Raw genomic sequence first — 22874 nt, 5'->3', positions numbered from 1 at the left:
CATTTTGCTATAAAAAAATACCCACTGGCAAGATGGAGCTTGAATAACAAATATAAATATACTCTTTCCCCTGATTCATTTACCGTGAAGTTTCTTAAAAGCTCCAAAATCTTTCGTAACGCGAAATTAGCATAGGGAGAAGTGCGCTATGAGTAATGTGAATAAGACCAGGCAGGACTGGCATACTGCGGATATTATCGCGGCCCTGCATAAAAGGGGAACCTCTCTTGCCGCCGTATCGCGTAAGGCGGGGCTGAGTTCATCAACGCTGGCTAACGCCCTTAATCGTCCATGGCCAAAAGGAGAATGGCTCATTGCTGAGGCGATCGCGGTTCATCCTGCCGAGATCTGGCCCAGCCGCTATTACGATCCCAGAACCAATAAGCTGATCGACCGTAAAAAGCTGATTCGTTCGCGATCCTGATCCCGCTTAAGAAAAAAAACAGCCCCCGCCAGCGGGAGCTGTTTTTAACCAACCTGGCGGATTAAAACGCCGCGCCGTAACGAAATTTATTCGCCCTTCACACGCTCAATCTTCGCGCCCATCGCGATCAGCTTATCTTCGATATGCTCATAGCCGCGATCGATATGATAAATACGGTCGACCATTGTCGTCCCTTCAGCAATACAGCCAGCCAGCACCAGACTGGCGGAAGCGCGTAAATCCGTCGCCATCACCTGGGCCCCTGACAGCTTCTCTACGCCGTAGCAAATCGCCGTATTGCTTTCAATTTCCGCATGCGCGCCCATACGAATCAGCTCCGGGATATGCATAAAGCGGTTTTCGAAGATGGTTTCGGTAATCACGCCGGTGCCTTCAGCCACCAGGTTTAACAGCGTAAACTGCGCCTGCATATCAGTAGGGAAACCCGGGTGCGGCGCGGTGCGCACGTTAACCGCTTTCGGACGTTTACCGTGCATATCAAGGCTGATCCAGTCTTCGCCCGTTTCGATTTCCGCCCCGGCTTCACGCAGTTTCGCCAGTACCGCATCCAGCGTATCCGGCTGCGTATTATGACAAACCACTTTGCCGCCGGAGATCGCGGCGGCCACCAGGAAGGTACCTGTTTCAATACGATCCGGCAGGACACGATAAACGCCGCCGCCCAGGCGCTCAACGCCCTCAATTGTAATGCGATCGCTGCCTGCGCCGCTGATTTTTGCGCCCAGCGTGTTGAGGAAGTTAGCGGTATCGACGATCTCCGGCTCGCGCGCGGCGTTTTCAATTACCGTCGTACCGGTGGCCAGCGTCGCCGCTGACATGATGGTTACCGTTGCGCCAACGCTGACTTTGTCCATCACAATGTGCGCGCCTTTCAGCCGCCCATTCACCGAGGCCTTAACGTAGCCCTCTTCCAGTTTGATTTCCGCACCCAGCTGCTCCAGCCCGGTGATATGCAAATCAACCGGCCGCGCGCCGATAGCGCAGCCGCCAGGCAGAGAAACCTGCCCCTGGCCGAAACGCGCAACCAGCGGACCGAGCGCCCAGATAGAGGCGCGCATGGTTTTCACCAGTTCATAGGGCGCGCAGTAAATATTGACCTGACTGGCATCGAGATGTACCGAGCCATTGCGCTCCGCTTTCACCCCAAGCTGACTGAGCAGCTTCATGGTGGTATCAATGTCCTTCAGCTTCGGGACATTCTGAATCTCTACCGGCTCTTCAGCCAGCAGAGCGGCGAACAGGATCGGCAGAGCGGCGTTTTTAGCGCCGGAGATGGTGACTTCACCGCTTAGCCGGGTAGGACCCTGTACACGAAATTTATCCATTGCAACTGCTCTCTGTTGTCAGAACTTAAAAGGCCATCGAGTCGCGGGCTATTAGCCGCCTCAACAGCTTAAAAACCGTTTAGCTTCCGATCCCGTTCCCACTCTTCAGGCGTGTAGGTTTTGATGGAGACCGCGTGAATACGGTTATCAGCGATATATTCCATCAGCGGCGCATAAACCGTTTGCTGTTTTTTCACCCGGCTTAGCTCAGCGAAGAGTTCGCCGACGGCGATCACCTGAAAATGGCTGCCGTCGCCGCTGACATGTACTTCTTTTAACGGCAGTGCGCTCATGAGCACTGTCTGGATTTCACTATTTTCCATGATTTTTTTACATTCGGTTGATGATAAACAGGCTGTCATATTAGTTGAAAGCGCATTTATCTTAAACAAACAAAAAGCCCCTGACTGTGCAGGGGCATTGACAGCGATCCCGCGCGATCAGGCGGGATCGCCAGTAGAAACAATAATCTGCTGTAAATTATACAGCGTAATCAGAGAGTGCAATTTATCCGTGATGCCGCTGAAAACGGGGCTGGCGCCCTGCTGTAGCGCTATCTGGCGCAAATGCACCAGCAGCGCCAGCCCGGCTGAGTCCACGCGTTGCAGCCCGGAAACATCGATAACCGCAATATCGTGCATTGCGGTTTCACGCTGTTGCCACAGGCTGAGCAGCGTTTCCCGATCGAGCTCACCGCGAAGGTAAAGCGTTTTCGCCTCCACCTGCCAGCTCAGGAGATCAGCCATTATTTTTCTGATCCAGGGTAATAGGCTGCGCTGCAGAACTTTTCAGTAGCTGAGTTAAGCCGTCGATGCCTTTAGTGCGCAGCGTATCACTCCACTCATTCTGTTTGGTGGTAATCATGCTGATCCCTTCAGCGATCATGTCATACGCCTGCCATTCGCCGGTACGGCTGTTTTTACGCCACTGGAAATCCAGACGAACCGGAGGACGTCCGTTGGGATCGATAATGCTGACGCGGATAGCCACAATCTTCGCATCGCCCAGCGGCTGTTCCGGGGCGATTTGATAAGTCTGGCCATGATACAGCGCCAGCGCCTGGCCGTAAGCCTGCGCCAGATAGTCGCCAAACGCGTTGAAATAGGCATCGCGCTGCGCTGGCGTCGCCTCACGATAGTAGCGGCCCAGCACCAGCGCGCCAGCATATTTAATCTGTACATACGGCAGCAGCTCCTGACGCACGATGTCGCGCAAATAGTTAGGATCCTGCTTGATTTTCGGCTGCTCATTTTTCAGGCGGGTAAAGGTTTTTGCCGCCGCCTCATTCATCAGCTTATAAGGGTTGCTTTGGTCTGCCGCATTTGCCGCCAGCGGCGCGATAACCAGCATAGCGACCATCAATAAACGTTTAAACATACGTAAAGCCTCTTAAGGTTGTTGCGGATTAGCGGAAGTAGGCGCTGCAGGCGCATTTTGCTCCTGCTCAGCGTTTTTACTGCTATCGCCGCTTTTGTATAAGAACTGACCAATCAGATCCTCCAGCACCAGCGCGGATTTCGTATCCTGGAGCGTATCGCCATCCTTCAGGATCGCCGTTCCCATATCAGGATCGTCAAAACCCACATTTAGCGCCAGGTACTGCTCTCCCAGCAGCCCTTGAGTACGAATCGCCAGCGAGCTGGTATCGGGAAGATGGTTATATCTGTCTTCAATTTCCATGGTGACGCGCGGCGACAGCGTTTTCTCATCCAGTGAAATATCCGTAACGCGACCGATCACTACCCCGCCGATTTTAACCGGAGAGCTGGCCTTCAACCCGCCGATATTGTCAAAGGTCGCATAGAGCTTCCAGGTCGGCTCGGTGCCCAGTGATTTCACATCTGCGACGCGCAGACAGAGAAACAGAATGGCGACCAGCGCCAACAGCATGAATGCCCCTACGCCAATTTCACTTTTTTTAGTTTGCATTGCCTTAGTTCCCAAACATCAGTGCCGTCAGCACAAAATCTAACCCGAGTACTGCCAGTGAGGAGTGTACTACCGTACGCGTGGTGGCTCGGCTGATCCCTTCCGAAGTCGGAATCGCGTCATAACCGTTAAACAACGCGATCCAGGTGACCGTAATGGCAAACACCGCGCTCTTGATCAGACAGTTGATAATATCGGTGCGAAAATCTACTGCATTCTGCATCGCCGACCAGAAAAATCCGGGATCGATGCCTTTCCAGCTAACGCCGACCAGCGCGCCGCCCCAAATACCGACGGCGGTAAAAATCAGCGCCAGCAGCGGCATGCTGATAAAGCCCGCCCAGAAACGCGGCGAGATCACCCGACGCAGCGGATCGACCGCCATCATTTCCATACTGGAAAGCTGCTCTGTGGCTTTCATCAGGCCAATCTCTGCGGTTAACGCCGATCCAGCGCGTCCGGCAAACAGCAGTGCCGTTACCACCGGCCCCAGCTCACGCAGCAGCGACAGCGCCACCAGCATGCCGAGGCTGGTTTCGGCGCCATAAGTGGTGAGCACCAGGAAACCCTGCAGCCCCAGCACCATGCCGATAAACAGGCCAGAAACCAGAATGATCAGTAAGGACATCACCCCTACGCTGTAGAGCTGCTTAATCAGCAGCGGGGCGTGTTTGCGAAATTGCGGTTTACCGGCCAGCGCGTGAAACAGCATCAGACCAGCACGGCCAAACGAGGCACAGGTTTGGATCCCCTGGCGACCCAGGAGTGCCAGCGCATGTAAAAACATCAGTTTATTGACTCCCTGAACCGGTGAGGTCGGCAAAATAGTCGCCAGCCGGATAGCGGAAAGGCACCGGTCCATCAGCGATTCCATCGATGAACTGGCGTACGCGCGCGTCAGGATTATCCTGTAGCGCTTGCGTTGTTCCCTGCGCAATGATTTTTTGCCCTGCAACAATATAGGCGTAATCGGCGATGCTCAAGACCTCAGGCACATCATGTGAAACCACGATGCAGGTCATGCCCAGCGAATGATTCAGCTCGTCTATCAGCTTTACCAGTACCCCCATGGTAATGGGATCCTGGCCGACAAAAGGCTCATCGAACATGATCAGATCCGGCTCCAGTGCAATCGCGCGGGCCAGCGCGGCGCGGCGCGCCATCCCGCCTGACAATTCTGAAGGCATTAATTTCGCCGCACCGCGCAGGCCGACCGCCTCCAGCTTCATCATCACCGTGCTGTGCAACAGCGGCGCGGGCAGCCGGGTATGCTCCCGCAGCGGCCAGGCGACATTCTCATATACGTTCAGATCGGTAAACAGCGCCCCGGACTGAAATAGCATGCTCATCCGCTTGCGCGTTTCGTACAGGCGCGAGCGCGAAAGCTTGGGAATATTTTCGCCGTCAAACCAGATATCGCCGGCATCAGGCTGCAGCTGACCGCCAATAAGACGCAGCAAGGTGGTTTTACCGATACCGGAAGGCCCCATGATGGCGGTGACTTTCCCTTTTGGCACCGTTAACGAGATATTGTCGAAAATGGTGCGATTGCCGCGGCTAAAGCTGACGCCGTGAACCTCGACCAGATTCGTGGATGGCTGGTGCATTGATACCTCTGTTATCCATTTTAGGCGATGCAAATTATTTATGTTAATCGCCTCCAACTAACATTAGCCGCAAGTTTTGCAGAAATAGGATGCTTCGTCGTGGCGAAAACCGGCATAAGTTTTACTTTTTGCTCGCAGACGGTCAAAATCATCGCCATTCTTTATATCGCCTGCAAAATGACGAGTCTGGCAAACCGACGAGTATAACCGATCCAAGGATTTTTCATGCTTTTAGCCGCTGCACTGTTAGTTATCGGTTTAGTTTTACTGGTCTATGGAGCCGATCGTTTAGTGTTTAGTGCCGCCATTCTCTGTCGTTCGCTGGGCGTTCCCCCCCTGGTCATCGGTATGACCATTGTGGGTATCGGTACCTCGCTGCCGGAGCTGATTGTCTCCTTTACTGCCGCCGCCCACGGGCAGATGGATATGGCGGTCGGCACCGCGATGGGCTCTAACATTACCAATATCTTGCTGATTCTCGGCGGCGCGGCGCTGCTGCATCCCCTCACGGTACATTCCAATCTGGTGCGGCGCGAGCTGCCGTTAATGCTGCTGGTCACCTTGCTGGGCGGTATCATCCTGTGCGATGGCCAGCTAAGCCGTGTTGACGGCATTGCGCTGCTGGCGTTTGCCCTGCTCTACCTGCTATTTATTATTCGCATTGCCCGTCGCGCCGAACGGGATAACAGCGATACGCTCACGCGGGAACAGCTGGCTGAACTGCCGCGTGACGATTCAGGCAATACGGTGTCCTTTCTGTGGCTGGCGGTTGCGCTGATTATTCTGCCGATGTCGACCCGCATGGTGATCGATAACGCCACGGTGATTGCCGATTACTTTGGCGTCAGCGAACTGGTGATTGGATTAACCATTATCTCTGTCGGCACCAGCCTGCCGGAGCTGGCGACCGTGATCGCGGGCGCATTAAAAGGGGAAGATGACATCGCCATTGGCAACCTTATCGGCTCTAACATTTATAATCTGGCTATTGTCCTCGGGCTGCCGGCGCTGATTCAGCCCGGCGAGTTCGATAGCGCCGCTTTTGAGCGCGACTATTGGGTAATGCTGGGCGTCAGCGCCCTGTTTATGCTTATTTGCCTACAGCGCAGCCGCCGTATTGGTCGTCGCGCCGGGGCTATTTTATTGGCCGGCTTTATCGCCTGGGTAGCGGTGCTCTACCTGCAGCCATTTAGTCTCAACGGATAAAGGACTGAATATCAATGACTCACATCATGCTCGAGCCCGGATTTGATTTCCAACAGGCCGGTAAAGAAGTGCTGGATATTGAACGTCAGGGGCTGGAACAGCTCGATCAATATATTAATGATGATTTTACCCGCGCCTGCGAAATGATGTTCTATTGCCAGGGAAAAGTCGTGGTGATGGGGATGGGAAAATCGGGGCATATCGGCAAGAAAATGGCGGCGACTTTCGCCAGTACCGGCACGCCCGCCTTTTTTGTTCATCCCGCCGAAGCCAGCCATGGCGATCTGGGCATGGTCAGCACCAGTGACATTGTGATCGCCATTTCCAATTCCGGCGAATCGAACGAAATCCTGGCGCTGATCCCGGTGCTGAAGCGGCTTAAAGTGGCGCTGATTTGCATTACCAGCCGCCCGGAAAGCAGCATGGCGCGTGCAGCGGATATTCACCTGTGTGTTAAAGTGCCGCATGAGGCTTGTCCGCTCGGCCTGGCGCCAACCTCCAGCACCACGGCGACGCTGGTGATGGGCGATGCGCTGGCGGTTGCCCTGCTTAAGGCGCGCGGCTTTACTGCCGAAGACTTTGCCCTTTCTCACCCTGGCGGCGCGCTGGGCCGCAAGCTGTTACTGCGCGTCAGTGATATTATGCACAGCGGCGATGAGATCCCCCATGTGACCCAGGAAGCGTCGCTGCGCGATGCGCTGCTGGAAATTACGCGTAAAAACCTGGGCATGACGGCGATTGTGGACGATCTGATGCATATCAAGGGGATTTTCACCGACGGCGATTTACGCCGCGTTTTTGATATGGGCATCGATTTTCAAAACGCTTCCATTGCCAGCGTGATGACGCCGGGCGGCATTCGCGTACGGCCCAACATGCTGGCGGTTGACGCCCTGAACCTGATGCAAAGTAAGCATATCACTGCCGTGATGGTGGCCGACGGCGACCAGCTGATCGGTATTGTACATATGCATGACATGCTGCGCGCTGGCGTAGTATAAACCGGATGGAAATAAGAATGACGCAAGCAACAGACGTCGTGGAGACCTGCTACGGCGCGGTCAGCCAGGACGTAATGACACGCGCCGGCGAGATTCGCCTGTTAATCTGCGACGTGGACGGCGTAATGTCCGACGGCCTGATTTATATGGGCAACAGCGGCGAAGAGCTGAAAGCGTTTAACGTGCGTGACGGTTATGGCATTCGCTGCCTGCTGACCTCGGATATCGAGGTCGCGATTATTACTGGCCGCCGGGCTAAGCTGCTGGAAGACCGTTGCCAGACGCTGGGCATTACACATCTTTACCAGGGGCAGTCCGATAAGCTTTTGGCCTTCCGGGAACTCCTGGATAAACTGTCGCTAACCCCGAATCAGGTTGCCTACGTCGGCGACGATTTAATTGACTGGCCGGTAATGGCCAATGTTGGCTTAAGCGTTGCGGTGGCCGATGCGCATCCGTTGCTGCTGGGGCGCGCTCACTATGTAACCCGCATCGCCGGTGGGCGCGGCGCGGTACGCGAAGTCTGCGATCTTATTTTGATCGCCCAGGATAAGTTTGATGATGCCAAAGGGCAATCGGTATGAGTAAAACCAGGCGTTGGATAACGCTACTGTTGGCGTTAATTGCCATTATCTTGATCGGCTGGACGCTGGCCGGCAACGATGACGATCAGGGTCAGGTGGAAACAAACGGTCAGGAACCAACCTACACCAGCGCGAATTCCAGTACCGTGGTCTATAACCCTACCGGCAGCCTGAGCTACAAGCTGGTGTCCGATAAGGTGACCTACTTTTCTACCGATGAGATCAGCTGGTTCGATAATCCGCTGATGACCACCTACGACGAAAATAAGGTTCCAGCCTGGTCAGTACGCGCCGATAAAGCCAAACTGACAAAAGATCGCATGCTTTATCTCTACGGTCACGTTGAAGTCAACAGTCTGGCTAAAGATGCCCAGCTCGAGCGGATCAAGACCGATAATGCGCAGGTTAACCTGGTTACGCAGGATGTGATGTCCAACGACCAGGTCACTCTTTATGGCCGCAGCTTTAATTCCACTGGTATGAAGATGCGCGGTAATTTACGGACGAAAACGGCCGAGCTGATTGAAAAGGTCAAAACAAATTATGAAATCAATGAACAACCACAGCCTTAAACTCCTGCTGATCGGCTCTTTGCTGGCCACCAGCCTGCCGGCCCTGGCGTTAACCGGCGACTCTGAAAAGCCGGTTAATATCAATTCGGCCAATCAGGCGCTGGATATGCAGGGCAATGTCGCGACCTTCACCGGCAACGTTATCGTGACCCAGGGCTCGATTAAAATCACCGCCGATAAAGTGGTCGTGACGCGTCCCGGCGGCGACAGTAAAAAGACCGTTGTTGACGCCTACGGCAATCCGGCCACCTTTTATCAGCTGCAGGACGATGGCAAACCAGTAAAAGGCCACGCGGCGAAAATGCACTATGAACTGGCGAAAGATTTCGTCGAGCTCACCGGCAACGCCTATATTGAGCAGCTGGACAGCAATGTTAAAGGCGATCGCATTACCTATCTGGTCAAAGAGCAGAAAATGCAGGCCTGGAGCGAAGGCGATAATAAGCGCGTCACCACGGTGCTGGTGCCTTCGCAGTTGCAGGACAAACCCGCTTCATCTACTAGCCAACAGAAGAGCCGCTGATTCCTATGGCAACACTAATCGCTGAAAATCTGGCAAAAGCCTACAAAGGCCGCCGCGTGGTGGAAGATGTCAGCCTGCAGGTTAAATCAGGCGAGATCGTCGGCCTGCTTGGTCCGAACGGCGCCGGCAAAACCACAACGTTTTATATGGTGGTGGGAATTGTGCCGCGTGATGCGGGCCGCATTGTGATTGATGACGAAGATATCAGTATTCTGCCGCTGCACGCCCGCGCCAGACGCGGTATCGGCTACCTGCCGCAGGAGGCATCCATCTTTCGTCGTCTGAGCGTGTATGACAACCTGATGGCGGTGCTGCAGATACGTGAAGATCTCACCACCGAGCAGCGTGAAGACCGCGCCAAAGAGCTGATGGAGGAGTTCCATATTGAGCATCTGCGCGACAGCCTCGGCCAGGCGCTGTCAGGCGGTGAACGCCGCCGCGTTGAAATTGCGCGCGCGCTGGCGGCCAACCCCAAGTTTATTCTGCTGGATGAGCCGTTCGCCGGGGTTGACCCTATTTCAGTTATTGATATCAAAAAAATCATCGAGCATCTGCGCGACAGCGGGCTCGGCGTGCTGATTACTGACCATAACGTGCGTGAAACCCTTGCCGTCTGCGAACGCGCTTATATCGTCAGCCAGGGCCGTTTAATCGCCCACGGCACCCCGGAAGCGATCCTGGCCGATGAGCAGGTAAAACGTGTCTATTTGGGTGAAGAGTTCAGACTCTGATATGGTGTCAGTTATGACGGTGTTTTATCAGGAATCTTTATTCTGAATATGAAGCAAGGTTTGCAACTCAGGCTCAGTCAACAGCTTGCGATGACTCCGCAGCTACAGCAGGCAATTCGTTTGCTGCAGCTTTCTACGCTGGAACTTCAACAGGAGATACAGCTGGCGCTGGAGAGTAATCCGTTGCTTGAGCAGACCGATATCCACGAGGAAGTCGACTCACGCGACTATGTCGAAAGCGAAGCGCTCGACACACGTGAGGCGTTGGAACAAAAGGATATGCCGGAAGAGTTGCCGCTTGATGCAACCTGGGATGAGATCTATACCGCCGGTACGCCTTCCGGCACCGGTAATGATTACCGCGATGACGAACTACCGGTTTATCAGGGCGAAACTACCCAGACCTTGCAGGATTACCTGATGTGGCAGGTAGAGCTAACGCCGTTTAGCGATACCGACCGCGCCATCGCCACCTCTATCGTCGACGCCATTGATGACACCGGTTATCTTACCGTTACGCTTGATGAGATCCGCGATAGCATCGGCGATGAAGATGTGGCGCTGGATGAGGTCGAAGCAGTACTCAAACGAGTGCAACGTTTCGATCCGGTTGGCGTTGGTGCCCGTAACCTGCGCGACTGCCTACTGGTCCAGCTTTCTCAATTCGCGCGTGATACGCCCTTTTTGGCTGAAGCGCAGCTGATTGTCGATCAGTACCTCGATCTGCTGGCGAACCATGATTTCCGCAGCCTGATGCGGGTGACGCGCCTGAAAGAGGATGTGTTAAAAACCGCGCTGGCGCTGATTCAGTCGCTCGATCCGCGGCCGGGCCAGTCGGTGAACACCCGCGAGCCGGAATATGTCATTCCTGATGTGCTGGTGCGCAAAACCGCCAACCGCTGGACCGTGGAGTTAAACGGCGACAGCGTGCCGCGCCTGCAGATTAATCAGCAATACGCCGCGCTGGGTAGCTCTGCGCGTAGCGACAGCGATAGCCAGTTTATTCGTACCAATTTACAGGATGCGAAGTGGCTGATTAAAAGCCTGGAAAGCCGCAACGATACGCTATTGAAAGTAACGCGCTGTATCGTTGAGCAGCAGCAGGCTTTTTTTGAGCAGGGCGAAGAATTTATGCGCCCGATGGTGCTGGCGGATATCGCTCAGGCCGTTGATATGCATGAATCCACCATTTCCCGCGTTACCACCCAAAAATATCTGCACAGCCCACGCGGCATTTTCGAACTGAAATACTTTTTCTCCAGCCATGTGAATACCGAGGGCGGCGGCGAGGCCTCCTCAACCGCTATTCGCGCGTTGGTGAAAAAGCTGATCTCGGCGGAAAACCCCGCCAAACCACTGAGCGACAGTAAGCTCACTACCCTGTTGTCTGAACAAGGCATTATGGTGGCACGCCGTACCGTCGCGAAGTATCGCGAGTCTTTATCCATCCCGCCATCAAATCAGCGTAAACAATTGGTTTGATCATCACTGAGAAGGAAGACGCTATGCAACTCAATATTACCGGGCAACACGTTGAAATCACGACCGCGTTACGTGAGTTTGTGAACACCAAATTTGCCAAACTGGCGCAATATTCCGACCGGATAACCCAGGTTCGTATTGTGCTAAAGGTAGAAAGAGTGCAGCAGATAGCGGAGGCGACGCTGCATGTTAGCGGCGGCGAACTGCACGCAACGTCTGAAGCAGATGATATGTACGCGGCGATTGATAGTTTAATCGATAAGCTGGCGCGCCAGCTAACCAAGCATAAAGACAAGTTAAAACAACACTAACCTTCACGCGGCTGAAGGAAAAACAGGCCGTCAGGTTGCCGGATGCGGTAACATGACAGACCGGGGGCGAGCTTTTTCGCCCCGTTTTTCCATTCATGCCGGCTGGCGAAGCGTTGCCGCTTTTCTTTCTCGTCGCAAGACGCGTAAAGTAGCGCGATGTGTCAGTAAATGTGAACACGCAAGTGAAACTATGATGAACAACGAACTCTCACTGGAACTCAGCTCTGTACTTAGCCTTGACTGTACCCGCAGCGGCGTACACTGCCAGAGTAAAAAGCGGGCACTGGAAATCATCAGTGAACTGGCTGCTAAACAGCTTAACCTGCCCCATCAGACGGTTTTTGAAGCCATTCTGACGCGCGAACGCATGGGCAGTACCGGTATCGGTAACGGTATTGCTATTCCTCACGGCAAGCTGGAAGAGGATACGCTGCGCGCCGTGGGCGTTTTTATCCGCCTCGATCAGCCTATCGCCTTTGATGCGATTGATAACCAGCCGGTTGATATCCTGTTTGCCTTGCTGGTGCCGGCGGATCAATGTAAAACACATCTACATACCCTTTCACTGGTAGCCAAGCGACTGGCCGACAAAACCGTTTGCCGTCGTCTGCGGGCTGCGCAAAGCGATGAAGATTTGTATGACATCATCACTGCGACGCCAGAAGAAAATCACTAATTAGTCAGCTTGCACTTTTGCCCGTACCGGGGTCTCCCCGGTGATCGCGGGTTGAATGGGGAGATAACTTAATGGTGCTGATGATCGTCAGCGGTCGTTCAGGCTCAGGGAAATCCGTCGCGTTACGCGCGCTGGAAGATATGGGGTTTTACTGTGTAGACAACCTGCCGGTAACGTTACTGCCCGATCTGGCAAGCTCGCTGGCCGAGCGCAATATTTCTGCCGCAGTCAGCATTGATGTGCGCAATATGCCGGAATCGCCGGATGTCCTGGAAAAAGCCTTAACCAGCCTGCCCAGCAGCTTTTCGCCTCAGCTGCTGTTCCTGGACGCCGATCGAAATACGCTTATCCGCCGCTATAGTGATACCCGCCGCCTGCATCCGCTTTCCAGTAAAAACCTGTCGCTGGAAAGCGCCATTGATGAAGAGAACGATCTTTTAGAGCCGTTACGCTCACGCGCCGATCTGATTGTTGATACTTCCGAAATGTCCGTGCATGAACTGGCGGAAATGCTGCGTACCCGTCTGCTTGGCAAACGCGAGCGCGAACTGACAATGGTGTTTGAATCGTTCGGCTATAAGCACGGTATCCCTATTGATGCCGACTATGTTTTTGACGTGCGTTTTTTGCCGAACCCGCATTGGGATCCCAAACTGCGTCCAATGACCGGCCTCGATCGTCCCGTTGCCGCCTTCCTCGATCGTCATACCGAAGTACATAACTTTATCTACCAGACGCGCAGTTACCTGGAACTGTGGCTACCGATGCTGGAAACCAATAATCGCAGCTACTTAACCGTCGCCATTGGCTGTACCGGCGGGAAACACCGTTCCGTTTATATTGCCGAACAGTTAGCTGATTACTTCCGCTCACGCGGTAAAAATGTTCAGTCCCGTCATCGTACGCTGGAAAAACGTAAATCATGACCGTCAGACAAACCGTTGAAATCAAAAATAAGCTGGGCATGCATGCGCGCCCAGCGATGAAGCTGTTTGAACTGGTACAGAGTTTTGACGCTGAAGTGCTGCTGCGCAATGAGGCCGGCACCGAAGCTGAAGCCAGCAGCGTTATTGCGCTGTTGATGCTTGATTCGGCCAAAGGCGGCCATATTGAAATCGAAGCCAGCGGCCCACAGGAGCAGCAGGCGCTGGCAGCGGTGATAGAGCTATTTGAAGCAGGCTTCGACGAAGAGTAGGCATCGCTACAGGTTATGCTGTTGAATAAAGCCGACGCCGCCCAGCTGGCTCATCTGGCGCATAATCCACGCCTGACGTTGTCGTACATAGCCGGAGGGCGCAGCGACGCGAAAGCGCAGCGGATTCGGCAGCACGGCAGCCAGCAACGCCGCTTCTGACATCGTCAGCCGACTGGCGGGCTTATGAAAATACTTCTGCGACGCGGCTTCTACGCCGAATATTCCATCGCCGAATTCAGCGATATTCAGATAGACCGTCAGAATACGTCTTTTACTCCATACCCCTTCCAATCCCAGCGTTAATCCTGCCTCCAGCCCTTTACGCACCCAGCTGCGTCCATCCCACAGAAACAGATTCTTAGCCGTTTGTTGCGACAGCGTGGAAGCACCGCGCAGCCGCCCATTTTGCTTATCCAGTACGGATTCGATCGCTTCGACATCAAAACCCCAGTGAGACGGGAATTTCTGGTCTTCTGCGGCAATCACCGCCAGCGGCATCCATGGAGAGATGTCATCTCTGGCGACCCAATCAGAATGCGCCACCCAGGAGAAATTGCCCGTCAGCCATGCCGAAACCTGACGCTCTGCCATCACAGCGGAAAAGGGCACCGGCAAAAAGGCAAAAAGCGCAATGCCAGCCAGCCAGATACCCCCGATCGCTATCACGATACGCGCCAGCCAGCGCCGCGTCATGCTTAGGAAGCCTCCTTTATTTTTCTTCATTTGCTTTCTTCCATCACTGGTTTTATCACTTATTAATCACGGTTGTTATTGCCTGCAACTGCCTGTTGCCCAGAGGAGAAAAAAACGGCTTAAAACCGACTTTTCCTGGTTACATTTCCTGATTCATAAATTCTGAATTTGTAAAATCCCACTTACATCAAAGGTTTCCGTTGCTTAGGAATCGGTTCCAAAGTTTAACCTGCTTGCTACTTTCTTACCTGTTACCCTAAAAAAGCGCCAGTGAACCATAAAGCAAAACTTTCAATTAACTTATATGTAGGGTGATAAACCATCAACCAAAACAACAAAAAGGCAAAATTAACTGAAGTAAACTGCGGGTTACTCGCCGCTCCGACTCTCCTTTTACGCTTTGTTCTTTTACCCTGACAGTCCTTTTGCCCTTTCTCGCCGCCGGTCTGCAAATTAACCGGCTAAAACATAAGTCTGCTCTTTCTTATCGCCTGTTTTTTACGCTAGCCGCATTAAAATAAAACATTTAAATACAATTAGTTAATGGGTGTAAAAGCCATGCCTGCGTTGCGATAGCGGCTAAAACTTCACAACCTCATCAGAGCAGGGTAAACATAAAAGAATTTTGTAATGAAATCCTTTACAAAAGCTTAAATTGACGCCAATATAGGGTCTCAGTTAATTCCTTGCTTGACTGTGTCAGTAAATTAATGTTTTCTGTATACGAACGCTGGCGCACATCACAGATTTTAATGAATCATTTAACAGAGTCGTTGAGATTTGCTAAGGTGTGTCAAAGCGTTAACCAATACCATGCTTGTGCCGCTTGTTAACTCTTCCAAGAAATGGCCTGAGCAAACCTTTTCCCTGGTGTTGGCGCAGTATTCGCGCACCCCGGCACAAGCCGGGGTCATTTTTTTCAGTGTCCTACTTTCTGTTGTTCAACCCATTCACGCAGTACGGCCACATCTTGTCGCCACTCTTGTTTAAGTTCGTCAATCCATTCCTGAACGTTATCCCACCAGGCAGGCAACTCCGGACTTTGGATCTGTTTCGCTAACTGCTGCAGATGTTGTAAGCCCACCGAGCCTGCGGCGCCTTTGATTTTATGCCCCTCTTCCGCAATGCCTTTTTGATCGCGCGCCATCATGTTGGAATCCAGCACCGCCAGATAGCCCGGCATCAGCTGCTCGAACATATCCAGACTGCGGGTAATCAATGAAGGGCCAACCAGCTCGTTATATTGCTCCAGCATCGGCAGATCGAGTAACGCCAGTTTTTTGTCGTCCAGCTGCGTATGCGCTTCGCTCAGATCGCTTTCCTGATAATCCCAGAACTTTTTAATCATCGCGGTTAACGCCGGCACCGCCAGCGGTTTGCTGAGTACGTCATCCATACCGGCATCCAGATACTCTTTTTTGTCTTTCAGTACATTGGCCGTCAGGGCCACCAACGGTGGCAAGGTCTGCCCGCTGAAGCGCTGATGAATGGCGCGCGCCACATCCAGACCGGTCATATCCGGCAGCTGAATATCCAGCAACACCAGATCAAACTCATCAGGATCGAACATATCCAGCGCCGCCTGTCCGGTCATGGCCACTTCCACGCTATTTCCCAGCTTCTCTAATACGGAACGCGCGACAATAACGTTAAGCTCAATATCCTCAACCAGCAGCACGTGCAGCGCAGGCAGCGGCATCTCATCAGCCGGCATTTCATCCTGCACCTCTTCCGCGATTTGCGGCGCGCTCAGCGTCACCGTAAAGCATGCCCCTTCGCCCGGCTGACTGCGCACGGTGATATCGCCGCCCATCGCCTGGGCTAAACGGCGTGATACCGCCAGGCCGATGCCGGTGCCGGTAGCGGGTTTGCCGCCATGCTGATCTTTAACCTGATAGTACATGGCAAAGATTTTATCCTGCTCATCAAGCGGAATCCCCATCCCGGAATCCTCTACTTCAAAGCGCAGTTTTTCTGCCTCATAGGCAACCCGGACGGTAATGGCGCCCTGTTGCGTAAACTTCACCGCGTTACCGATCAGGTTCCATAAAATCTGACGCAGGCGCGTACCGTCGGCGATGATTTTATGCGGCAGCGGCAGTTGAGGCTGCAGCACGAATTTGAGACCTTTCGGCTGAGCCAGCAGGCCGGAGAGGTTCTCCAGGTCCGCGAGAAAACCGGTAAAGTCGAGCGGCTGATTATCAAGCTGTACCTTACGCCGCTCGATCTTATCCATTTCAATGACATCATTGAAAATATTACCCAGCGTTATCGCTGAGACATGGATAGTTTTGAGATATTTCAGCTGTTCCTGATTCAGTTCGGTATCCAGCAGAATGCGGCTAAGCCCAACGATACCGTTAAGCGGCGTACGCAGCTCATGGCTGATAGTTGAGATAAAGGTCGTCTTCTCACGGCTGGCATTCTCCAGCGCGTCCTGATAGCGCTTACGCTCGGTAATATCGCGGCCAAAGCCCATCAGGCCGCTGCGTTTGCCCACGCGATCGTAGTAAGGCACCTTACGAATTTCAAAGCAGGCTTTGCGGCCATCGGGATATTGCAGCCACTGCTCATAAGTCAGAGAAACGTTATGGCGGAAAACTTTCTCATCCGTTTCCAGCACCTTGGTTGCCGCTTCTTCATCGTAGACATCTTTTGGCGTCAGGCCGATCAGCTGCTTTTCACTTTTTCCGGTCAGCAGTTCCATTGCCCGGTTACAGCCGGAAAATTGCTGATCGATATTGCGGTAAAACACCAGATCCGGCGAAGCGTCCAGGAAAGAGCGCAGGAAAGAGGATTGCTGTTCCAGTTCGATTTGAGCCTGCTCACGACGCGCCATCTCTTCTTTTAGCTTGTCAACTACCAGCAAACGCGCCTCTTCCGCTTTGATACGGTCGGCGATCTCCTGGTTAAGCTGGCTGATGGTCTCCTTCATCTGCTGGTTTAGCTCCAGATCGCGGTTGCGCATCTCCTCCAGCTTATCTACCAGCCGTGAAAGCCGCTGTCGCGACTCTTCCAGCTGCTCCACCACCACCGACAGAAAGTAGACGGCCCACGGAGTAATCAGCAGCCCAAAGAAAACAGAGCGGACCATATCAATACTTTCAACATGACCGCGCAGCAGCATGGTGACCGCCATCTGCACCACCATCGCCAGCACCACCAGCGCCGAGGCTAACAGCAGAGAAAAGCGAATCAGTCCCAGCTTTACCATTAAATCGACATAATATTGCGCCAACAGGCGAATTTGTTTCATATCAGCTTCCTTCCGGGTCTCTTGGGCCATCATACCCCACTTTATCGCCAGCGGGACGTGACAAGCTCAAACTCGCCCTGAACAGATAAATCGCCGCGTCTGCACTATTAAAGTGCAAATAAACCTGTTTTTCCTGGAAAGGAAGGTTAGCGGGTTAAAAACATTGACTATTTTCTTAAGTCGCATACATTGGAAGGCCCTGTTCGTTACAGGCCTCTTAACACATATCTGATGCTTTTCAAGGCAATGCCGGCGCAATGTCTTTGACTTCCTTTTACCTCATCGAATAATCATTCAAATTAAGCAGCTTTTTAGTCATTATTCGCTTGATTAATTTTACTTATAACTCGTCGCCGATTAAGACAAAAAAAGCGACATAAGCAAAACAGATGCATCCTGCCTTTCAACACCATTTAGCAGCAGATAATACTGCGATACTCGCCAGCACCAGCATGGTGCAGGGATTTGGCCGCTGCACTATAGTGAGACAGCTCACATTCTTTCAGCTAACGGCGTAGGGCCGCCCAACACAAAATAACCCACAAAAACCTTTTTAAACAAAAAGTTAAGCAAGCAAAGCGTGAAAAAGCATAAGTAAGAACGCTATTTGACCTCTTTACGCTTTCCCGATAAGTTGGAAATCCGCTGGAAGCTTTTCGGATGAGTGTTCCACTCATCATATTTATGCAGTAATTGAGATTCCCTCTGAAACAAGTCCGCAATACTTGTGACACCGATGCCTGAGGCTATGAATGGGAGCATGCGACATGTGCGCGTATGAAGCGCAATCCTGCCGCCAGCCCTTTCTACGCCCGACGTCGGCAACGGGAATCCGCAGAGCCTGGGGAGGTTCACTGAAATGTTGTACGATAAATCCCTTGAAAAGGATAACTGTGGTTTCGGCCTGATCGCTCATATTGAAGGCGAACCCAGCCATAAAGTAGTACGCACCGCAATTCACGCCCTGGCTCGTATGCAGCACCGCGGCGCAATTCTCGCGGATGGCAAAACCGGTGACGGCTGCGGCCTGCTATTACAAAAACCCGATCGTTTTTTCCGTATCGTTGCCCAGGAACAGAACTGGCGTTTAGCCAAAAATTACGCGGTCGGCATGCTGTTCCTGAGCCAGGACGATGAGCAAGCGCGTGCCAGCCGTCGCATTGTCGAAGAAGAAGTGCTGCGCGAAACCTTATCGATCGTCGGCTGGCGTGACGTGCCGACCAACCAGGACGTGCTGGGCGAGATCGCCCTGTCCTCTCTGCCGCGCATTGAGCAAATTTTTATTAACGCCCCGGCCGGCTGGCGTCCGCGTGATATGGAACGCCGTCTCTATATGGCGCGCCGTCGTATTGAAAAGCGTATTGAAGCGCTGGGCGATAAAGAGTTCTATATCTGCAGCTTCTCCAATCAGGTCAATATTTATAAAGGTCTCTGTATGCCGGCCGATCTGCCGCGCTTTTACCTTGACCTGGCGGACCTGCGTCTGGAATCGGCCATTTGCCTGTTCCATCAGCGCTTCTCCACCAATACCGTACCGCGTTGGCCGCTGGCTCAGCCGTTCCGCTATATGGCGCACAACGGTGAGATCAATACCATTGCCGGCAACCGTCAGTGGGCGCGCGCGCGCGCCTATAAATTCCAGACGCCGCTAATCCCTGATTTGCAGGATGCCTCCCCGTTCGTTAACGAGACCGGCTCCGATTCCAGCTCAATGGATAATATGCTGGAGCTGTTCCTGAATGGCGGGATGGATCTGATCCGTGCGATGCGCCTGCTGGTGCCGCCGGCCTGGCAAAACAATCCGAATATGGATCCCGAGCTGCGCGCCTTCTTTGACTTCAACTCTATGCATATGGAGCCGTGGGACGGCCCGGCAGGCATCGTCATGTCTGACGGCCGCTATGCCGCCTGTAACCTCGACCGTAACGGTCTGCGTCCGGCACGCTATGTGATTACCAAAGATAAGCTGATCACCTGCGCCTCTGAAGTGGGCATCTGGGATTACCAGCCGGATGAAGTGCTGGAAAAAGGCCGCGTCGGACCGGGCGAGCTGATGGTTATCGATACGCGTGCCGGTCGTATTCTGCATTCCGCCGAGACCGATAACGATCTGAAGAGCCGCCATCCCTATCAGTCATGGATGGAGAAGAACGTTAAGCGCCTGGTGCCGTTCGAAGAGTTGCCTGACGATCAGGTTGGCAGCCGTGAACTGGATGACACCACCCTGGCCACTTATCAGAAGCAGTTCGGCTACAGCAGCGAAGAGCTGGATCAGATTATCCGCGTACTGGGCGAAAACGGCCAGGAAGCGGTTGGCTCGATGGGTGATGATACGCCGTTCGCCGTGCTCTCCAGCCGTCCGCGCATTATCTATGACTACTTCCGCCAGCAGTTCGCGCAGGTCACTAACCCGCCGATCGATCCGCTGCGCGAAAATCATGTGATGTCGCTGGCGACCAGTATCGGTCGTGAGATGAATGTCTTCTGCGAAGCGGAAGGCCAGGCGCATCGCGTCTCGTTTAAATCGCCGATCCTGCTCTATTCTGATTTCCGTCAGCTGACGACGATGGAGGGCGAATACTACCGCGCCGATACGCTGGACTGTACCTTTAACCCAGCCGAACAGACGCTGGAAGCGACGATGCACCAGCTGTGCGATCGCGCTGAAAGCATGGTGCGTAACGGTACGGTGCTGCTGGTGCTCTCCGATCGCGCCATTGCGGAACAGCGTCTGCCGGTGCCGGCCCCGATGGCGGTTGGTGCCATTCAGGCACGCCTGGTGGAAAAAAATCTGCGCTGCGATGCCAATATCATTGTCGAAACCGCCAGCGCGCGCGATCCGCACCATTTCGCCGTGCTGCTGGGCTTCGGCGCGACGGCTATTTATCCTTATCTCGCCTATGAGTCGCTGGCGAAAATGGCAGACAGCGGCGTGATCGAGAAAGATTACCGTACGCTGATGTTGAACTACCGTAACGGTATCAACAAAGGCCTGTACAAGATCATGTCCAAAATGGGCATCTCTACCATCGCCTCGTACCGCTGCTCTAAGCTGTTCGAAGCGGTTGGCCTGCATAAAGAGGTTTCTTCGCTCTGCTTCCAGGGCGTCGTCAGCCGTATTAATGGTGCCAGCTTCGCTGATTTCCAGCAGGACCTGGTCAACCTGGCGAAACGCGCCTGGCTGCAGCGTAAGCCGCTCGATCAGGGCGGGCTGCTGAAGTATGTGCATGGCGGGGAATATCACGCCTATAACCCGGACGTGGTGGCCACGCTGCAAAAAGCGGTACAGAGCGGCGAATATAGCGATTATCAGCACTACGCCCGCGAAGTTAATGAGCGCCCGGTCGCTACTCTGCGCGATCTGCTGGCGATCCAGCCGGGCACCCAGCCGGTCAGGCTGGATGAGGTTGAGCCCGCCAGCGAGCTTTACAAACGCTTTGATACCGCGGCGATGTCTATCGGCGCGCTGAGCCCGGAAGCCCATGAATCCCTGGCCGAGGCGATGAACAGCCTGGGCGGTTATTCTAACTCCGGCGAAGGCGGCGAAGATCCGGCGCGTTACGGCACGAATAAGGTCTCGCGCATTAAACAGGTGGCTTCCGGCCGCTTTGGCGTAACGCCGGCTTATCTGGTTAACGCGGATGTTATCCAGATTAAAGTGGCGCAGGGCGCGAAACCTGGCGAAGGCGGTCAGCTGCCGGGCGATAAGGTGACCCCTTATATCGCTAAGCTGCGTTATTCCGTACCGGGCGTTACCCTGATTTCACCGCCGCCGCATCATGACATCTATTCGATTGAGGATCTGGCGCAGCTGATTTTCGATCTGAAACAGGTTAACCCTAAGGCGATGATCTCCGTGAAGCTGGTTTCCGAACCGGGCGTGGGCACCATCGCTACCGGCGTGGCGAAAGCCTATGCCGATCTGATCACTATCGCTGGCTATGACGGCGGCACCGGCGCCAGCCCGCTCAGCTCGGTAAAATATGCCGGCTGTCCGTGGGAGCTGGGGCTGGTGGAAACGCAGCAGGCGCTGGTGGCCAACGGTCTGCGTCATAAGATTCGCCTGCAGGTTGACGGCGGTCTGAAAACCGGCCGCGATATCATTAAAGCCGCGATCCTCGGCGCCGAAAGCTTTGGCTTTGGCACCGGGCCGATGGTGGCGCTGGGCTGTAAATACCTGCGTATTTGCCACCTGAATAACTGCGCGACCGGCGTGGCAACCCAGGATGAAAAGCTGCGTAAAAATCACTATCACGGGCTGCCGTATCGCGTCACTAACTACTTCCAGTTTATCGCGCAGGAAACGCGAGAAATCATGGCGGAGCTGGGAGTGAAACGGCTGGTGGATCTGATTGGCCGCACCGATCTGTTAAAAGTGCTGGATGGCTTCACGGCGAAACAGCAGAACCTGGATCTCTCTTCGCTGCTGGTGACGGCCACGCCAATGCCCGGTAAAGCGGTTTACTGCACCGAGAGCAGCAATCCGCCGTTTGATAATGGCGATCTGAACAAAGCGTTGTTGCAGCAGGCGATGCCTTACGTGGAAGCGAAACAGAGCAAAACCTTCTGGTTTGATATTCGCAACACCGATCGCTCCGTCGGCGCTACGCTTTCCGGCGCTATCGCCGCGATCCATGGCGATCAGGGGCTGGCCGCCGATCCGATCCGCGTGCACTACAGCGGTACGGCAGGTCAAAGCTTCGGCGTGTGGAACGCTGGCGGCGTAGAGCAAACCCTGACCGGCGACGCCAATGACTATGTCGGCAAAGGGATGGCTGGCGGTATTCTGGCTATTCGTCCGCCGGTCGGTTCGGCATTCCGCAGCCACGAAGCGACAATCGCCGGCAATACCTGCCTGTATGGCGCGACCGGCGGCAAATTGTTTGCGGCAGGCCGCGCAGGCGAGCGTTTCGCCGTGCGTAACTCTGGCGCGATTACCGTGGTGGAAGGCATTGGCGATAACGGTTGTGAATATATGACCGGCGGCATTGTTTGTATCCTGGGTAAAACCGGCGTCAACTTTGGCGCAGGCATGACCGGCGGTTTTGCCTATGTGCTGGATGAAGATGGCGAGTTCCGCAAACGCGTTAACCCGGAGCTGGTGGAAGTGCTGAGCGTGGATGAGCTGGCGATTCATGAAGAGCATCTGCGCGGCTTAATCACCGAGCATGTTCAGCATACCGGATCGGCGCGTGGCGAAGAGATGCTGGCTAACTGGCCAGAATGGTCGTCCCGGTTTGCGCTGGTCAAACCTAAATCCAGTGATGTCAAAGCATTGTTGGGGCATCGTAGTCGTTCCGCAGCCGAGCTGCGGGTGCAGGCGCAGTAAGAGGTCACA

Annotated in this window: 22 protein-coding genes; 13 read left to right on the top strand and 9 right to left on the bottom strand. The window is 53.9% G+C overall.

The annotated features are described in order from the left end of the window. Positions 1–148: 148 nt before the first annotated feature. On the top strand, positions 149–424 hold the full coding sequence (locus K6958_RS02560) for a helix-turn-helix domain-containing protein (protein WP_434085186.1): 276 nt from the start codon (positions 149–151) through the stop codon (positions 422–424). Positions 425–510: 86 nt separating this feature from the next. Here the strand turns inward: K6958_RS02560 and murA are convergent, their stop codons facing one another. The 7 genes from murA to mlaF form a co-directional block, all read right to left on the bottom strand. Continuing rightward, the gene (gene murA / locus K6958_RS02555; RefSeq protein ID WP_249893195.1) at positions 511–1770 is read right to left on the bottom strand and encodes a UDP-N-acetylglucosamine 1-carboxyvinyltransferase; all 1260 of its coding nucleotides are present in this window, start codon (positions 1768–1770) and stop codon (positions 511–513) included. Positions 1771–1838: 68 nt separating this feature from the next. Then, positions 1839–2093, bottom strand: a complete 255-nt coding sequence (gene ibaG / locus K6958_RS02550) for a BolA family iron metabolism protein IbaG (RefSeq protein ID WP_249893194.1) — start codon at positions 2091–2093, stop codon at positions 1839–1841. A gap of 117 nt (positions 2094–2210) precedes the next feature. Next, the gene (mlaB, locus tag K6958_RS02545; protein WP_249893193.1) at positions 2211–2516 is read right to left on the bottom strand and encodes a lipid asymmetry maintenance protein MlaB; all 306 of its coding nucleotides are present in this window, start codon (positions 2514–2516) and stop codon (positions 2211–2213) included. Next, entirely contained in the window at positions 2509–3147 is a 639-nt protein-coding gene (gene mlaC / locus K6958_RS02540; protein WP_249893192.1) for a phospholipid-binding protein MlaC, read from the bottom strand. Before mlaC ends, mlaB begins: the two co-directional genes overlap by 8 nt. 12 nt (positions 3148–3159) lie before the next feature. After that, positions 3160–3699: an outer membrane lipid asymmetry maintenance protein MlaD gene (gene mlaD / locus K6958_RS02535; protein ID WP_249893191.1), complete on the bottom strand. Its 540-nt coding sequence runs from the start codon at positions 3697–3699 to the stop codon at positions 3160–3162. Between the two features lie 4 nt (positions 3700–3703). Next, on the bottom strand, positions 3704–4486 hold the full coding sequence (mlaE, locus tag K6958_RS02530) for a lipid asymmetry maintenance ABC transporter permease subunit MlaE (RefSeq protein WP_249894573.1): 783 nt from the start codon (positions 4484–4486) through the stop codon (positions 3704–3706). Between the two features lie 4 nt (positions 4487–4490). Continuing rightward, a complete protein-coding gene (mlaF, locus tag K6958_RS02525; RefSeq protein WP_249893190.1) occupies positions 4491–5306 on the bottom strand; it encodes a phospholipid ABC transporter ATP-binding protein MlaF in 816 nt (271 codons plus the stop codon). A gap of 225 nt (positions 5307–5531) precedes the next feature. On the opposite strand from mlaF, the gene K6958_RS02520 reads away from it, so the two are divergent. The 11 genes from K6958_RS02520 (at position 5532) to npr (ending at position 13587) form a co-directional block, all read left to right on the top strand. After that, complete coding sequence (locus K6958_RS02520; RefSeq protein WP_249893189.1) at positions 5532–6512, top strand: calcium/sodium antiporter; 981 nt, start codon at positions 5532–5534, stop codon at positions 6510–6512. Positions 6513–6526: 14 nt separating this feature from the next. Next, entirely contained in the window at positions 6527–7513 is a 987-nt protein-coding gene (kdsD, locus tag K6958_RS02515; RefSeq protein WP_249893188.1) for an arabinose-5-phosphate isomerase KdsD, read from the top strand. A 17-nt stretch (positions 7514–7530) separates the two neighbouring features. Beyond that, positions 7531–8097, top strand: a complete 567-nt coding sequence (kdsC, locus tag K6958_RS02510) for a 3-deoxy-manno-octulosonate-8-phosphatase KdsC (RefSeq protein WP_249893187.1) — start codon at positions 7531–7533, stop codon at positions 8095–8097. Next, positions 8094–8669: an LPS export ABC transporter periplasmic protein LptC gene (gene lptC, locus K6958_RS02505; protein ID WP_249893186.1), complete on the top strand. Its 576-nt coding sequence runs from the start codon at positions 8094–8096 to the stop codon at positions 8667–8669. Before kdsC ends, lptC begins: the two co-directional genes overlap by 4 nt. Then, the gene (lptA, locus tag K6958_RS02500) at positions 8641–9192 is read left to right on the top strand and encodes a lipopolysaccharide ABC transporter substrate-binding protein LptA (protein ID WP_249893185.1); all 552 of its coding nucleotides are present in this window, start codon (positions 8641–8643) and stop codon (positions 9190–9192) included. Before lptC ends, lptA begins: the two co-directional genes overlap by 29 nt. 5 nt (positions 9193–9197) lie before the next feature. Beyond that, on the top strand, positions 9198–9923 hold the full coding sequence (lptB, locus tag K6958_RS02495; RefSeq protein WP_249893184.1) for an LPS export ABC transporter ATP-binding protein: 726 nt from the start codon (positions 9198–9200) through the stop codon (positions 9921–9923). Positions 9924–9971: 48 nt separating this feature from the next. Continuing rightward, complete coding sequence (gene rpoN / locus K6958_RS02490) at positions 9972–11405, top strand: RNA polymerase factor sigma-54 (protein ID WP_249893183.1); 1434 nt, start codon at positions 9972–9974, stop codon at positions 11403–11405. A 23-nt stretch (positions 11406–11428) separates the two neighbouring features. Next, the gene (gene hpf / locus K6958_RS02485; protein ID WP_249893182.1) at positions 11429–11716 is read left to right on the top strand and encodes a ribosome hibernation promoting factor; all 288 of its coding nucleotides are present in this window, start codon (positions 11429–11431) and stop codon (positions 11714–11716) included. Between the two features lie 193 nt (positions 11717–11909). Further along, positions 11910–12392, top strand: coding sequence for a PTS IIA-like nitrogen regulatory protein PtsN (gene ptsN / locus K6958_RS02480; RefSeq protein ID WP_249894572.1), 483 nt, complete (start codon positions 11910–11912; stop codon positions 12390–12392). A 71-nt stretch (positions 12393–12463) separates the two neighbouring features. Further along, entirely contained in the window at positions 12464–13318 is an 855-nt protein-coding gene (gene rapZ / locus K6958_RS02475; RefSeq protein WP_249893181.1) for an RNase adapter RapZ, read from the top strand. Further along, complete coding sequence (gene npr / locus K6958_RS02470) at positions 13315–13587, top strand: PTS phosphocarrier protein NPr (protein ID WP_249893180.1); 273 nt, start codon at positions 13315–13317, stop codon at positions 13585–13587. The genes rapZ and npr overlap by 4 nt, the downstream gene beginning before the upstream one ends. 6 nt (positions 13588–13593) lie before the next feature. Here npr and mtgA read toward each other — a convergent pair whose 3' ends face one another. Then, on the bottom strand, positions 13594–14310 hold the full coding sequence (gene mtgA, locus K6958_RS02465; protein WP_249893179.1) for a monofunctional biosynthetic peptidoglycan transglycosylase: 717 nt from the start codon (positions 14308–14310) through the stop codon (positions 13594–13596). A gap of 889 nt (positions 14311–15199) precedes the next feature. After that, positions 15200–17536 carry an aerobic respiration two-component sensor histidine kinase ArcB gene (gene arcB / locus K6958_RS02460; RefSeq protein WP_249893178.1) on the bottom strand — a complete coding sequence of 779 codons (2337 nt, stop codon included), beginning with the start codon at positions 17534–17536 and terminating at the stop codon, positions 15200–15202. Between the two features lie 859 nt (positions 17537–18395). On the opposite strand from arcB, the gene gltB reads away from it, so the two are divergent. Next, entirely contained in the window at positions 18396–22865 is a 4470-nt protein-coding gene (gene gltB, locus K6958_RS02455) for a glutamate synthase large subunit (RefSeq protein ID WP_249893177.1), read from the top strand. Positions 22866–22874: the final 9 nt, after the last annotated feature.

This window comes from Mixta hanseatica (assembly GCF_023517775.1).
Taxonomy (GTDB): Bacteria; Pseudomonadota; Gammaproteobacteria; order Enterobacterales; family Enterobacteriaceae; genus Mixta; species Mixta hanseatica.
The sequence above is the reverse complement of the archived record's forward strand: the minus strand, read 5'-3'. Positions and strand labels throughout refer to the sequence as shown.